The organism is Methylococcus capsulatus (genome assembly GCF_036864975.1).
In the GTDB taxonomy this organism is placed as follows: domain Bacteria; phylum Pseudomonadota; class Gammaproteobacteria; order Methylococcales; family Methylococcaceae; genus Methylococcus.
In genome coordinates this window covers 277,019-290,504 of sequence record NZ_CP104311.1, presented here as the reverse complement: position 1 = coordinate 290,504, position 13,486 = coordinate 277,019, and the positions used below count along the sequence as shown (strand labels likewise).

General features: G+C 61.9%; 13 protein-coding genes. 5 read left to right on the top strand and 8 right to left on the bottom strand.

What is annotated here, in order from left to right; genetic code table 11:
* Positions 1–89: 89 nt before the first annotated feature.
* The 4 genes from lspA to murJ are packed head-to-tail and all read right to left on the bottom strand — an operon-like array spanning position 90 to position 5,860.
* Positions 90–554: a signal peptidase II gene (lspA, locus tag N4J17_RS01295; protein ID WP_198323718.1), complete on the bottom strand. Its 465-nt coding sequence runs from the start codon at positions 552–554 to the stop codon at positions 90–92.
* 8 nt (positions 555–562) lie between these two features.
* Positions 563–3,382 (bottom strand): isoleucine--tRNA ligase, encoded by a 2,820-nt coding sequence (gene ileS / locus N4J17_RS01290; RefSeq protein ID WP_198323717.1) that lies wholly within the window; start codon positions 3,380–3,382, stop codon positions 563–565.
* Between the two features lie 28 nt (positions 3,383–3,410).
* Positions 3,411–4,340, bottom strand: coding sequence for a bifunctional riboflavin kinase/FAD synthetase (ribF, locus tag N4J17_RS01285; protein ID WP_198323716.1), 930 nt, complete (start codon positions 4,338–4,340; stop codon positions 3,411–3,413).
* Positions 4,341–4,348: 8 nt separating this feature from the next.
* Entirely contained in the window at positions 4,349–5,860 is a 1,512-nt protein-coding gene (gene murJ / locus N4J17_RS01280; protein WP_277458501.1) for a murein biosynthesis integral membrane protein MurJ, read from the bottom strand.
* Between the two features lie 186 nt (positions 5,861–6,046).
* On the opposite strand from murJ, the gene rpsT reads away from it, so the two are divergent.
* On the top strand, positions 6,047–6,325 hold the full coding sequence (rpsT, locus tag N4J17_RS01275) for a 30S ribosomal protein S20 (RefSeq protein ID WP_010961480.1): 279 nt from the start codon (positions 6,047–6,049) through the stop codon (positions 6,323–6,325).
* 152 nt (positions 6,326–6,477) lie between these two features.
* On the opposite strand, the gene proB is transcribed toward rpsT, so the two are convergent.
* From proB to rplU, 4 genes are read right to left on the bottom strand one after another with little or no spacing between them, the layout of a single operon-like run.
* A complete protein-coding gene (gene proB / locus N4J17_RS01270) occupies positions 6,478–7,602 on the bottom strand; it encodes a glutamate 5-kinase (protein ID WP_198323714.1) in 1,125 nt (374 codons plus the stop codon).
* Complete coding sequence (cgtA, locus tag N4J17_RS01265; RefSeq protein WP_198323713.1) at positions 7,586–8,623, bottom strand: Obg family GTPase CgtA; 1,038 nt, start codon at positions 8,621–8,623, stop codon at positions 7,586–7,588. Before cgtA ends, proB begins: the two co-directional genes overlap by 17 nt.
* Positions 8,624–8,683: 60 nt before the next feature.
* The gene (gene rpmA / locus N4J17_RS01260) at positions 8,684–8,941 is read right to left on the bottom strand and encodes a 50S ribosomal protein L27 (protein ID WP_198323712.1); all 258 of its coding nucleotides are present in this window, start codon (positions 8,939–8,941) and stop codon (positions 8,684–8,686) included.
* A 26-nt stretch (positions 8,942–8,967) separates the two neighbouring features.
* Positions 8,968–9,279, bottom strand: coding sequence for a 50S ribosomal protein L21 (rplU, locus tag N4J17_RS01255; protein ID WP_198323711.1), 312 nt, complete (start codon positions 9,277–9,279; stop codon positions 8,968–8,970).
* A 221-nt stretch (positions 9,280–9,500) separates the two neighbouring features.
* On the opposite strand from rplU, the gene N4J17_RS01250 reads away from it, so the two are divergent.
* From N4J17_RS01250 to N4J17_RS01235, 4 genes are all read left to right on the top strand, one after another.
* Positions 9,501–9,623, top strand: coding sequence for a hypothetical protein (locus tag N4J17_RS01250; protein ID WP_255527272.1), 123 nt, complete (start codon positions 9,501–9,503; stop codon positions 9,621–9,623).
* Positions 9,624–10,283: 660 nt separating this feature from the next.
* The gene (locus N4J17_RS01245; protein ID WP_198323741.1) at positions 10,284–11,213 is read left to right on the top strand and encodes a TIGR01777 family oxidoreductase; all 930 of its coding nucleotides are present in this window, start codon (positions 10,284–10,286) and stop codon (positions 11,211–11,213) included.
* Positions 11,214–11,587: 374 nt separating this feature from the next.
* A complete protein-coding gene (locus N4J17_RS01240; RefSeq protein ID WP_198323710.1) occupies positions 11,588–12,394 on the top strand; it encodes a UDP-2,3-diacylglucosamine diphosphatase in 807 nt (268 codons plus the stop codon).
* Entirely contained in the window at positions 12,351–13,352 is a 1,002-nt protein-coding gene (locus tag N4J17_RS01235) for a glycosyltransferase family 4 protein (RefSeq protein ID WP_198323709.1), read from the top strand. Before N4J17_RS01240 ends, N4J17_RS01235 begins: the two co-directional genes overlap by 44 nt.
* Positions 13,353–13,486 lie beyond the last annotated feature (134 nt).

Genomic DNA, 13,486 nt, shown 5'->3' with positions numbered 1-13,486 from the left:
CAGCCGGACATCTGGTGTCTCCTGAGCGAGATTAATTCCGTCTTACGCCTCCTGCCTCGGCCGCCGGTCGAGGCAGCGCCCCTTTGGTTTCAGGCGCCTCTTCGGATGCGGAACGAATCGATCAGTAGCATCCCGATGCCGACGGTGATGGCCGAGTCGGCGATGTTGAACGCCGGCCAGTGCCAGTCGCCGTAGAACACGTCGAGAAAGTCGATGACGTAGCCGTGAACGACACGGTCCAGCAGGTTGCCGACGGCGCCGCCCAGTACCAGGGCCCAGGCTGCCGCTTCCCAGGTTTTCCGCCGGTCCATGTGCTTGAGCCAGTAGGTGATCAGCACCGTGGCGCCGACGGAGAGCGCGATGAAGAACCAGCGCTGCCAGCCACCCGCCTGGCTCAGGAAGCTGAATGCCGCGCCCTGGTTGCGTAGGTAGGTGAGCTGGAACACCGGCAGCAGTGGAATCGTCTCATACAGCTGCATCGATGCGTCGACGATCTGCTTGGTGAGCTGGTCGAGTGAGAAGACCAGCACCGACAGCCAGAGCCATTTCAACATGGACGATCTCAACCGAAAATCCGCACTTCGCCAGCCCCGGCGACGTTCTCCACGCAGCGGCCGCACAGTTCGGGATGATTCGGATCGGTCCCGACGTCGTGGCGGTGGTGCCAGCAGCGCACGCACTTGGGTTTGTCGCAGGCGCTGAGTTTCAATTCCAGGCCGGGGACTCCTGTCGGCAGGGTGCCTGCGCCGGCCTCCGCCGCCGGCTTGATCGTCGCGTAGGAGGTCAGCAGCACGAAGCGCAGCTCGTCACCCGCCTCGCTCAGTTTCTGGAACATGGAGGGATCGCAGTACAGCTCGACCTCCGCGTCCAGCGAAGAGCCGATTTCGCCGCGGACCCGCAGGACTTCCAGCTCTTTGCTGACGGCCTCGCGGATTGTCAGGAGCTGCTCCCAGAACGCTCGATCGAAGCGGCAGCTTTCCTCGAGGCCGAACAGGCCGTCGTACCATTCGGAAAGAAACACCGATTCTTCACGCTGGCCGGGCAGATATTGCCAGATCTCCTCGGCGGTGAAACTCAGGATGGGGGCGAGCCAGCGCACCAGAGCTTCGGCGATGTGGTACATCGCGGTCTGGCCGGAGCGGCGCGGCAGGCTGTCCGTTTTGCAGGTGTACTGCCGGTCCTTGAGCACGTCCAGATAGAAGCTGCCCAGGTCGACCGAGCAGAAATGGTGGGTCTTCTGGAAGATGGTGTTGAACTGATAGCTCTCATAGGCGTCGATCACGTCCCGCTGGATCGCCAGGGCGCGGTCCACCGCCCAGCGGTCCAAGGCCAGCATGTCTTCCGGCTTGACGAGGTGTAGCGCGGGATCGAAGCCATCGAGATTGGCCAGCAGATAGCGGGCGGTGTTGCGCAGACGGCGGTAGACGTCGGAGATGCGCTTGAGGATCTCGTCGGACACCGTCATTTCGCCGCGGTAGTCGGTCGCCGCCACCCACAGCCGTAGCACATCGGCGCCCAGGGTTTGCATGACCTTCTGCGGCGCCACCACGTTGCCGCGGGACTTCGACATCTTCTTGCCTTCGGCGTCCACGGTGAAGCCATGGGTCAGCACGGCTTTGTAGGGCGCTTGGCCGGTCATTGCCACCGAGGTCATGAGCGAGGACTGGAACCAGCCGCGATGCTGGTCCGAGCCTTCCAGGTAGAGATCAGCGGGGAAGGCCAAGCCGGGGTTCCGAGCCAGTACTGCATAGTGGGTGACGCCGGAGTCGAACCATACGTCCAGGGTATCGGTGATCTTGCTGTACCGATCCGCTTCCGTGCCCAGCAGTTCGGCTGGATCCAGATCGAACCAGGCATCGATGCCGCGGGTTTCGATCTTCTTGGCGACTTCCTCGATCAACCGGTCGGTATCCGGATGCAGGGCGCCGGTTTCCTTGTGGACGAATAACGGAATCGGTACGCCCCAGGTACGCTGGCGCGAGATGCACCAGTCCGGGCGGTTGGAGACCATGGCTTCGATACGGGCCCGGCCCCAATCCGGTATCCACTGCACTTGGCCGATGGCCTCCAGGGCCTGGCGGCGCAGCTCGCTTTGGTCCATGGCGATGAACCACTGGGGCGTGGCGCGGAAAATCACCGGGGTTTTGTGGCGCCAGCAATGCGGGTAGCTGTGCTCGATGCGCGCCTCATGCAGCAGCGCGCCTCGCTCTTTGAGCACCTCGATCACGTGGTCGTTGGCGCTCAAGACGTGTTCACCCGCGAACAGCTCGGTGTGGGGAAGGAAACGGCCGTCGTCGCCGACCGGGTTGTCCACCGCAAGCCCATAACGCTGGCCGACGGCGTAGTCTTCCTGGCCGTGGCCGGGGGCGGTGTGGACCGCGCCGGTGCCGGCGTCCAGGGTGACGTGGTCGCCTAGGATCACAGGGACGATGCGGTCGTAGAAGGGATGCCGCAGCTGCGCGCCTTCCAGCGCCGCGCCTTTGCAATAGCCGATGACGCGGTAATCCTCCGCACCGCAGCGCAGCATCACGTCCTTCATCAGCGCATCGGCGAGCACCAGCCGCTCCTTGACGTCGGCGCGCTGGACCACCACGTAGTCCACTTCCGGGTTGAGCGCCACCGCTTGGTTGGCAGGCAAGGTCCAGGGCGTGGTGGTCCAGATCACGATCGACAGGGGGCCTTCGCCAAGCGCGCCGTCGGCGGTGTGGAACCGCGCCATCAGACCGTATTCGTCGATCACGGTGAAACGCACGTCGATCGCTGGGGAGTGCTTGTTCTCATATTCCACCTCGGCTTCGGCCAGGGCCGACCCACAGTCGGTGCACCAGTGCACCGGCTTGGCGCCCTTGACGAGGTGGCCGCGCGAGGAAATGCGGCCGAGTGCCCGGACGATGTCCGCCTCGAAGCGGAAATCCATGGTCAGGTACGGGTTTTCCCAGTCACCCAGCACGCCGAGCCGGACGAATTCACGGTGCTGGATGTCGACCTGGGCCGCGGCGTATTCCCGGCAGGCTTTGCGGAACTCGGCGGGACTGACCTTGTAGCCAGCTTTGCCGATCTTTTTCTCGACCATCAGTTCGATGGGCAGTCCATGGCAGTCCCAGCCCGGCACATAGGGGGCGTCGAGGCCGCTCAAAATTCTGCTCTTGACGATGAAGTCCTTGAGGATCTTGTTGACGGCATGACCGATGTGGATTTCGCCGTTGGCGTAGGGCGGGCCGTCGTGCAGGATGAATTTGTCCCGGCCGGTGCGCAGGGACCGCACCTTCTTATAAAGATCCAGCGTGCGCCAGCGTTTGAGCTGTTCGGGTTCCCGCTGCGCCAGATTGGCTTTCATCGGAAACGGCGTGTGGGGGAGATTGAGAGTGCTCTTGTAATCCATGGTCGAAAGTCGGCAGTCTTGTGTCGGGTCAGCCTGCCGCGAAATAGCGGCGCGCGGCGGCCGCATCGCGGGCAATCTGTTCCTTCAGGTCTTCGAGGTTGGCGAACCGCATCTCGTCGCGAAGTTTGTGGTGCAGATGGACTTCCACCCGGCGCCCGTACAGGTCGCCGGCGAAATCGAACAAATGGGTTTCCAGCATGGCCTTGCGGTTGCCGCTGACGGTCGGCCGGATGCCGACGTTGGCCACGCCAGGCCAGGCAGCGGCTGAAATGCCCGCCATTGTAACGGCAAATACGCCTTGCACCGGAATGTTTTCGCGCCCCAGCTCGATGTTGGCGGTGGGAAAGCCCAGCCGGCGGCCGAGCTGGTTGCCATGAGCCACACGCCCGCATAGGGCGTAAGGCCGGCCCAGCAGTGTGGCTGCTCCGGCCATGTCGCCTTGCCTGAGCGCCTCCCGTACCCCCGTGCTGCTGACGCGGACGCCGCCGACCGTCACCGATTCGGTATCGCTCACCGAGAAGCCGTGGAGCCGGCCGAGCCGGCACAGCAGTTCGTGGTCGCCGCTGCGTCCGCGACCGAAGCGGAAGTCGTCGCCGACGATGAGATGGCGGACGTGAAGGCGTTCGGCCAGTATCCTCCGGACGAAGTCTTGTGGCGCCAGATTGGCGAGCCCCTCATCGAAATGCAGCACCAGTACCCAGTCAACCGGCAGCTCGGCGAGTCTGGCCAGTTTTTCCGACAGCCGCATCAGACGGGGAGGCGAGTGGTCTTTGTCGAAGAACTCGCGCGGCTGCGGCTCGAACAGAACCAGGGCGACCGGCAGGCCGAGACGGTGCCCCTCGTCGGCCAGTCGGCGGACCAGCGTCTGATGTCCCAGATGGACACCATCGAAGTTGCCAATACTGGCGACGCAGGCAGGAGGGCATATCGTGCCGGAAAGGCCATGAATCACTCGCATGACCGGATTCACGCCTTTTCGGAAAGGAGCAGGTGTCGGGGACGCAGACCTGCCAGCAACAAACTGATCAAGTAGACGGCGAAGCCGGCCGCTATCCATAGGCCGAGACGGACGATGCGTTCGGAGGCGGACCAGTCGGTCCAAGGCGATTCGAGGGCTTGGGTAAGCAGCGCGCCCATGGCGACATTCGAGATGATCAGACGGGCTCCGAAGCGGCGCCAGGATGCGTCCGGCCTATAGGTGCCATCGGCAAGCAATTTGCCGAACAGCAGCAGCGCATTGAACGAGGCCGCCGCCGCGGTCGCGCCAGCCAGGCCGGCATGGCCCCAGCCATGGGGAGCCAGCAGGAAGGCCAGGACGGGCGCCAGCACGCCATTGGCTGCGATCGCGCGGAGGCCGTACCGCAAAGGGGTGCGGACGTCCCGGCGGGCACTGAATCCAGAGGCCAGCGCCTTGACGGCAATGGCGCCTGGCAATCCGGCTGCATAGGCGATCAGGCTGCGGCTCGCCATTTCCGCGTCGTAGTCGGAAAATTCGTCGTGCTCGAACAGAGTGGATACCAGCGGTTTGGCGAGAATCATCAATCCCACGGTGGCGGGCAAGCCGAGCAGGGCCACCCAGCGCAGGGCCCAGTCCAGCGTCCGGGAAAAACCGTCGCTATCGCGGCCGAGATGGACGGCGGCCAGATGTGGCAGGATGGCCGTTCCGATGGCCACACCCAGAAGCCCTTGCGGCAGTTCCACCAGCCGGTCCGAGTAATATAACCAGGATACGCTGCCGGAGGCCAGGAACGAGGCCACCAGCGTGTCCAACAGCAGATTGATCTGGTTCGCGGACACGCCGAGGATCGCCGGTCCCATTGATCTGAACATGCGCAGGACCTCCCGGTCCCGCCGGGCCGGGCGCGGCAGGGATAGCTGACGAATACCCCAGAGCGAGGGAAGCTGAAATACTAGCTGCAGGATGCCGGCGGTGAATACGCCCCAGGCCAGCGCCTCCACAGGTTGCTTCAATAGCGGCGCCAGCCACAGAGCGGCGGCGATCATCGCCAGGTTGAGCAGAGCCGGGGTGAGCGCCGGGACAGCGAACTGTCCCCAGGTCTGCAGAACACCCCCGGCAAAGGCCGTCAGCATGACGAAGAACAAGTAAGGGAAGGTGATGCGCAGCATGTCCACTGCCCAGCCGTATTGGAAGGGCTGGGCATGGAAGCCCGGAGCGAACAGCAAGGTCAGGATGGGCGCGGCAGCCATGCCCAGGCCGGTGAGCAGGGCCGCAACTAGCCCCAGCGTTCCGGCCATGTGCGCGATGGTTTGCCTCGCAGCCGCAGCGTCTTTGGCCGCGCGCAGTTCCGAGAGGATAGGTACCAGCCCTTGCGAGAAGGCGCCTTCGGCAAAAAGCCGGCGCAGGAAATTAGGTATCCGGAATGCGACGAAGAACGCGTCCGTCGCCGCGTCGGCGCCGAAGGTCCGCGCGATGATCAGGTCGCGGACGAAGCCCAGCAGACGTGAAATCAGTGTCATGGAAGCCACCATCGCGGTGGATTTCAGCAAACGTCGGCTCAGCGTTCAGCTCCGGCTAAAAAAGCTCAGTATAATCAAACGGTGGGTCGAATGCCTCGCCGACGCAGAATTTATGGTTGACACCGGCAGGAAAGCTGAGCACAATCCTTGGCTTTTCTTACAGTTGCAACCCAGAAGAGGTCGACCTTGGCTAATATCGCTTCCGCGAAAAAGCGCGCTCGGCAGGCGGAGAACAACCGTGCACACAATGCCGCTCTGCGCAGCCGTCTGCGCACCTACATCAAGAAAGTCATTCTGGCGGTGGATTCCGGCGATCTGACAAAGGCGCAGGAAGCATTCCGGCAGGCGGTACCCATCATCGATTCGTCGGTGAACAAGGGTTTGATCCATCGTAACAAGGCCGCGCGCAGCAAGAGCCGCCTGAATGCCCGCGTTAAGGCGCTGGCGCTGCAGGCTGCTTCCTGAACCCAAGAAGTACGGGCAGGGGCCGGGCCCGGCCCGTCGCTGCGAGGTCAAACTCGCAGCAACCGGGCTCCCCTCTCGGAGAGGGTCGGGGCAAAGGGCGTTCATTGCCGATAGACGCATCCACCGCCCAGGGTGGATGGCCACCACTATCGTTAGCTCAGTACCAGATTATCGCGGTGGATGAGTTCGGGCTCATCCACATATCCCAGAATCTCCTCGATACGTGTGCTCGGCTGACGCATGATGAGACGGGATTCATCAGAGCTGTAGTTGGTCAGTCCACGTGCGATTTCCCGTCCCGCCTGATTCACGCAGGCCACCAGGTCGCCGCGCCGGAATTCGCCCTCCACTGCGGTCACGCCGATCGGCAACAGGCTTTTCCCGGCCCCCCGCAACACCCGTTCGGCACCCTCGTCGATCACGAAGCTTCCTTTCAACTTGAGTTGTCCGGCCATCCAACGCTTGCGGGCGATCAGGGGGGAAACGTCCGGGATCAACAGTGTGCCCAGGATCTCTCCATCGAGGATGCGCGGCAGTACTCCGCTTTCCCTGCCGCTGGCGATCACGGTGGCCGTTCCCGACCGGGCCGCCAGGCGGGCCGCACGCAGCTTGGTGATCATGCCGCCCCGGCCCAGACCGCTCAGACTGTCGCTGACCATGCCATCCAGGCGGGGGTCGTTGATACCGGCTTGTGAGACCAGCGGCGCGGAGGGGTCGAGCGAGGGGTTGCGCTCGAACAGTCCAGCCTGGTCGGTCAGAATGACGAGCAGGTCGGCCTCGACCGCGTTCGCCACCAGCGCGCCCAGTGTGTCGTTGTCGCCGAAGCGGATTTCTTCTGTGGTGACGGTATCGTTTTCGTTGATGACCGGGATGACGCCGAGCTCGAGTAGTGTGAGTATGGTGCTGCGCGAGTTGAGATAGCGCTCGCGGTTCGACAGGTCGTCATGGGTCAGGAGGATCTGTGCGGTCTGCAGGCCGTGCCGCTTGAACAGACTTGCGTAAGTCTGCACCAGCCCCATCTGGCCGACCGAAGCGGCGGCCTGGAGCTCGTTCAGCCGGTGCGGCCGGGTTTTCCAGCCCAGCCGCGACATGCCTTCGGCGATTGAGCCCGAGGAGACCAGCACCACCTGCATCCCCCGCCGGCGCAGCTCGGCGATCTGTTTTACCCAGTGCGCAATGGCAGGTTGGTCCAGCCCTTTGCCGCCAGCAGTCAATAGGGCGCTGCCGATCTTGACGATAACACGCCGGCTACCCGGGAGCTCACTCCGGCTCTGCATCCGGTCTCCTATCCTGCTGCTCGAGGAAGTGCATGACGTCGTGGGTCAGGCGGTCGAGCCCTTCGCCCTGGATGGCGGAGATCCGGTAGACCCGATCGGTCCAGCCCAGGCTGTCGATGATTTGCCGGCAGCGGCTTTCCCGGACTTCCGGCGCCAGACGGTCGATCTTGTTCAGCACCAACCAACGCGGTTTGGCCTCCAGCCCGTGGCCCCATTTGCACAGCTCGGCGATGACCTTGCGCGCCGCAGTGACGGGATCGAGTCCCGTTTCGTAAGGTTCCACGTCGACCACGTGCAACAGCAGATGGGTGCGGGTCAGGTGCTTGAGAAACTGTATGCCAAGGCCGGCACCTTCGGCGGCACCTTCGATCAGACCGGGAATGTCGGCCATGACGAAGCTGCGCTGATCTCCGACTCGCACGACGCCCAAGTTGGGGTGGAGGGTCGTGAACGGATAGTCGGCAACCTTCGGGCGGGCGGCGGACACTGCGCGGATCAGGCTGGATTTGCCGGCATTGGGCATGCCGAGCAGGCCGACATCGGCGATCAGCTTGAGTTCGAGGTGGAGGGTGCGGCGCTCGCCAGGGGTTCCGGGTGTGGCCCTTCGCGGTGCCCGATTGGTACTGCTCTTGAAGCGGGTGTTGCCGATGCCATGGAAGCCGCCGCGGGCGACCAGGAGGCGCTGGCCGGAGCGGGTCAGGTCTCCCAGGTGTTCGCCGGTGTCCGCGTCCGTCACGATCGTGCCGGTGGGGACCTGGACGATGCAGTCCTCGCCGCTCCTTCCGGTGCAGTTGTTGCCGGAGCCGTTCTCGCCGCGCTCGGCGCGGAAATGGGAGTGAAAGCGAAAATCGGCGAGCGTGTTGAGATTGTTCGAAGCGATCAGGTAAACGCTGCCGCCGTCGCCGCCGTCGCCGCCGTCGGGACCACCGAACGGAATGTATTTCTCGCGCCGGAAACTGATGCAGCCGTTACCGCCGTCGCCGGCGTCGACCCGAATTTCGGCTTCGTCAACGAATTTCATGGAAATCAACTAAAAGGCCCAGACGAGCTGGGCCCAAGCGGTGTTGCACGCCGGTGTCGCTCAGGCGGGAATCACCGAGACATACTTGCGGCCTGCCGGCCCTTTCACCTTGAATTCCACGCGGCCTTCGGTCAGTGCGAACAGCGTATAGTCGCGACCACAGCCGACATTGTCGCCGGGGTGGAAGTGGGTGCCGCGCTGGCGGACGATGATGTTGCCGGCCCGGACGATCTGTCCGCCGAAGCGCTTCACGCCCAGTCGCTTGGATTCGGAGTCGCGGCCGTTGCGGGAGCTGCCGCCTGCTTTCTTGTGCGCCATGGATGTCTCTCCTTAGAATGAGGTGATTACGCCGAGATCTCGTTGATCCGGACTTCGGTGTAGTTCTGGCGATGGCCGGCCTGCTTCATGTGATGCTTGCGGCGGCGGAACTTAATGATCCGGATTTTTGGATGACGGCCGTTAGCGACGACGGTGGCGGTCACCTTGCCGCCCGACACGAAGGGCTGGCCGATCTTGATCCCGTCATCGGACTGGATCATCAGGACATTTTCGAAAGCGATTTCTTGGCCGGCTTCAGCGTCGAGGGACTCGACCTTCACCTTGTCGCCGGGTTGAACGCGGTATTGCTTGCCGCCAGTCTGGATAACAGCGTACATGTTCAGGTGCTCCTGAGATGGATTCGCGTAAACGCGCAATTCTATAGAAGTATGGCGACACCAGTCAATTGCACTGGCGACTTCGTTCGCGCTGTCCTGCGGTGTTCGATGCCCGTTTCCGGGGCTTGCGTTTTTCAAAAATGTGCTTTATAAAATCAGCCGTGCTAACGGCACCAACAATAAAAGTACAACTCTAACCCATTGTTATTTGAGGAGGATCTATGAAGAAAGTACTGTGCGCCCTCGGCGTTGTCATGATGTCTTTGGTCGTTGTCGGCTGCGGCAACTCGCCGGACGGTGACAAGCAGAAGATCTCCAGCACCATCGCTTCCCCGACTCTGTAAAGTTCGTCAGCCCGACCCTGATCCACAATACCCAATAATACGGGTCGGACGCGTACGGAGCGATTCGTCTTTCAAAACCCGGGTGCCGACACCCGGGTTTTTTGTGTTTCTAAGCCGGTTTCTTCCTTGGTTGAGTCGTTTTTCTTGACAGAAGATGAAGGCAAGGTAACATTACGGGCCGGTAGCTTTCAGACCCAATCTGATATCTATTTCTTTCAAATCATTACACTACAAGGCAGGTACATACATGGGAGCTATACTTGATCTGGTTGAAAAGATGAGGTCGCCGACGGGCATCGTCGTCACCATCGCCATCGTCGCGATCGCGTTCTTTTTCGTTCGTTGGGTCTTCAAGGACGAAGACGGCAGCAATCAATAAGAGGTCTCCCCTTGGTGTGGCAAGCTTGGGGCGCGAACCGCTGTTCCTTTCTTGCCACGCGCATATCGATCGCTTTTCTTATCTCACGTGACATGGCGAAAATCCATAATGCGTGAGTCTTCTCAGGGGTGCTGCTAGAGCCCCCGATACAGGTCGGGGATAGCTTGATAAGCTCGGGCCTCGCATTTTCGGCAACTATCCTCCGGCAGGAAGGTGTTCCGATCCAATGATCGGTCATACCATGAGTCCAGCCTGCGAGGGTGCAGGATGCGGAGGGCGTGATGCGAATCCTTGTGACGGGCGGTACCGGTTTCCTTGGCAGCCAGTTGTGCCAGGATCTGGGTGGCAGCGGGGCCAGGCTGGTCGTTCTCAGCCGGCGGCCCGATTGCGTTCGGGACCGTTGTGGTTTGGGGGTCGCCGCCATCACCGCGTTTTCGGACCTTTCTCCTTCTTTGGCATTCGACGCCGTCATAAATCTTGCAGGCGAACCCTTCATTGGTCCGCGATGGACGGAAGCGCGCAAGAAGCTTCTGTGGGACAGCCGGGTCGGCTTAACCCGTTCTCTGGTCGATTACATCGGGCGCGCCGAGGTCAAACCGAAATTGCTGATCAGTGGTTCGGCGATCGGTATCTATGGCGATCAGGGGGATCGTGTTTTGGACGAATCCTCGGTTCCTGTCGATGGCTTCGGGCATCAGTTGTGCTATGCCTGGGAGTCGGCCGCCCTGCGCGCGGCCGAGTTCGGTGTTCGTGTCTGCATCTTGCGCACGGGCATGGTGATGGGGGCCTCGGGCGGTTTTCTTGCGCCCTTGTTGCCGCTGTTCCGTCTGGGGCTCGGGGCCCGCATCGGCAGCGGCGACCAGTGGATGTCCTGGATCTGTCTGCGTGACTACGTTGCCATCGTCCGGTGGCTGATCGCCACACCGGAGCTTTCTGGAATTTTCAATGTCACGGCGCCGAATCCAGTGACCAACCGCCAATTTACCGAAACCCTCTCGGCCCTGCTCCGTAAGCCCGCATTCCTTGTCATTCCCTCCAGAATTCTCCGAGCGCTGATGGGAAGGGAAATGTGCGGGTGGTTGCTGGGCGGCCAGCGGGTTGTGCCGGCCCGTCTGTTGGAGTCCGGCTTTCGGTTTAGATGTCCGGAGCTGGCGATGGCCTTGCGGGATGTGTTGAGCCGGCCACCGGGTGTCACGGGCGTGTCGCCTTAGCCGTTTTGCCTCTTCGCGCCGGTTCCGTTCCGAGGCCGTGCCAGCCGGCGAGTCGGATTCCCCTGAATGTTGGCGGCTTGTAAGGGTATTGCCTGTGGCGGGGCGCTTCAAAGGGTCCGCTAAAAAAGAACCCGTCCGAGGACGGGCTTACACAAGACTTGGTCTCAAGAGGTTGAGACGACTTAGCTCGAAAAGTACTTTAGCGTTCAGGAATGACAACGAAATGACGCTTTCGTTTCCATCCGATGAATTATCACCGCTCATCGGTGCTCAGAATTCAGAATACTGAAACTGTCATCAAATCATGACGGCTTTGTAATACACGGTGGTTACCTTGTGACCGTTTACCGATCCGGCTGAATGAGGTGGCCTTAATGAGTCTGGATTACAGAACGGTGTGGATTTCCGATGTCCATCTGGGTACCCGCGGCTGCAAAGCCGAGTATCTGGTGGATTTTCTCAAGAATGTCCGCTGTGACACGCTCTATCTGGTCGGTGATATCCTCGATTTGTGGAAACTGAAATCGGGATGGCACTGGCCGCCGATGCACTCCGAAATTCTGCGTACGGTCATGGATCGCGCCAAGCGCGGGGTACGGGTTGTCTATGTACCCGGCAACCACGACGAAATGCTGCGCGATTACACCGGCAGCCTGTTCGGGGGCGTGGAGGTCGTCGATCGCGCCGTGCACGAAACGCAAGATGGACGCCGCCTGCTGGTATTGCACGGCGACGAGTTCGATGGTGTGGTCTGCAGCACCAAGTGGCTGGCCGTGCTCGGCAGCGAGGCCTACGAGGTGCTGCTGGCATGCAACCGCTGGTTCAATTGGGGGCGCCGTAGGCTCGGTTTCCCCTATTGGTCGCTTTCCGCTTTCATCAAGCACAAGGTGAAGAATGCTGTGAACGTCATCTGCCGCTTCGAGGAGGTACTGATGCACGAAGCGGCGAGCCGGGGGCTGGATGGTGTGGTGTGCGGGCACATCCATCATGCCGCTCTGCGCGAGATTGACGGTCTGACCTATGCAAACTGCGGCGACTGGGTGGAAAGTTGCACCGCACTGGTGGAAACGGCGGCCGGCGAGCTGAAGGTTGTGCGTTGGGTCGAGGAAAGCGCCTTCCTGCTCGAGGATACCAAGCGTGAAACTGGCACTGATAAGCGACGCCTGGCGACCGCAGGTTAACGGTGTTGTCACGACGTTGAGCCGGATATGCGAGGGGGCCCGACAGCGAGGTTACCAGGTTGAGATGTTCACGCCGGATCGCTATCGGAGCTGGCCTTGCCCGGGGTATCCGGAGATTCGGCTGGCATTGGGCTGTGGCGCCAAGCTGCCGGTCCAGCTTGAGGCATTCGCGCCGGATGCCATCCACATCGCGACGGAAGGTCCGCTGGGAATAGCGGCGCGCCGCTATTGCCTGCAGCGGCGGTTGCCGTTTACGACTTCGTTTCACACCCGGTTTGCGGAATATCTGAATCTGCGAACCAGATTTCCCCTCCGCTGGGGCTATGCGGCCTTGCGCTGGTTTCATCGTCCCAGCGTGCGGGTGATGGCCCCGACGCCGACTCAGGTCAGCGATCTCGGCGCTAGGGGATTCCGCAATCTGGTGCTATGGTCCCGCGGCGTCGATACCGAGCTTTTCGCGCCGCGCGGCAAGGGGCGGATCGACGACATCCGCCCCGTGTTCATGTACGTAGGGCGCTTGGCGGTTGAGAAAGGTTTGGACGACTTCCTCAGTCTCGATCTTCCTGGCGTCAAGTACGTGGTGGGGGACGGCCCATCGAGAGCTGAGCTCCAGAGGCGCTATCCGGAAGTGCGCTTCCTGGGCTATCGCAGCGGCCTGGATTTGGCCGAAACGATCTCGGCAGCAGATGTCTTCGTCTTCCCCAGTCGGACCGACACCTTCGGCTTGGTGATGCTGGAGGCCTTGGCCGCAGGTGTCCCCGTCGCCGCCTACCCGGTACCGGGGCCGCAGGATGTCATCACCGATCCCTCTGTCGGGTGCCTCGACCGCGATCTGCGTGCCGCCGCCTTGCGTGCATTGAAACTGCGGAGTGAGGACTGCCGGAGGTTTGCAGAGCGGTTCACCTGGGACCGTTGTATCGAACAGTTCCTGGGCTACCTCGCACCGATTTCACGCTGATCTGTCGACCAGCATTCTTCAAGGATGCGGAAACCCTGGCAGGGGAGGTGGTGCAGGGAGGGCGATGCGTGGAAGGGGTGGAGGAGCCGGAAGCGTGATCGTCGGCATGGGAATCAGCGGGACCTGGATGACTG

Coding starts and splice junctions, on each gene's coding strand:
- lspA (WP_198323718.1), bottom strand. CDS start 554: ATGTTGAAATGGCTCTGGCTGTCGGTGCTGGTCTTCTCACTCGACCAG.
- ileS (WP_198323717.1), bottom strand. CDS start 3,382: ATGGATTACAAGAGCACTCTCAATCTCCCCCACACGCCGTTTCCGATG.
- ribF (WP_198323716.1), bottom strand. CDS start 4,340: ATGCGAGTGATTCATGGCCTTTCCGGCACGATATGCCCTCCTGCCTGC.
- murJ (WP_277458501.1), bottom strand. CDS start 5,860: ATGACACTGATTTCACGTCTGCTGGGCTTCGTCCGCGACCTGATCATC.
- proB (WP_198323714.1), bottom strand. CDS start 7,602: ATGCAGAGCCGGAGTGAGCTCCCGGGTAGCCGGCGTGTTATCGTCAAG.
- cgtA (WP_198323713.1), bottom strand. CDS start 8,623: ATGAAATTCGTTGACGAAGCCGAAATTCGGGTCGACGCCGGCGACGGC.
- rpmA (WP_198323712.1), bottom strand. CDS start 8,941: ATGGCGCACAAGAAAGCAGGCGGCAGCTCCCGCAACGGCCGCGACTCC.
- rplU (WP_198323711.1), bottom strand. CDS start 9,279: ATGTACGCTGTTATCCAGACTGGCGGCAAGCAATACCGCGTTCAACCC.
- N4J17_RS01250 (WP_255527272.1), top strand. CDS start 9,501: ATGAAGAAAGTACTGTGCGCCCTCGGCGTTGTCATGATGTCTTTGGTC.
- N4J17_RS01245 (WP_198323741.1), top strand. CDS start 10,284: ATGCGAATCCTTGTGACGGGCGGTACCGGTTTCCTTGGCAGCCAGTTG.
- N4J17_RS01240 (WP_198323710.1), top strand. CDS start 11,588: ATGAGTCTGGATTACAGAACGGTGTGGATTTCCGATGTCCATCTGGGT.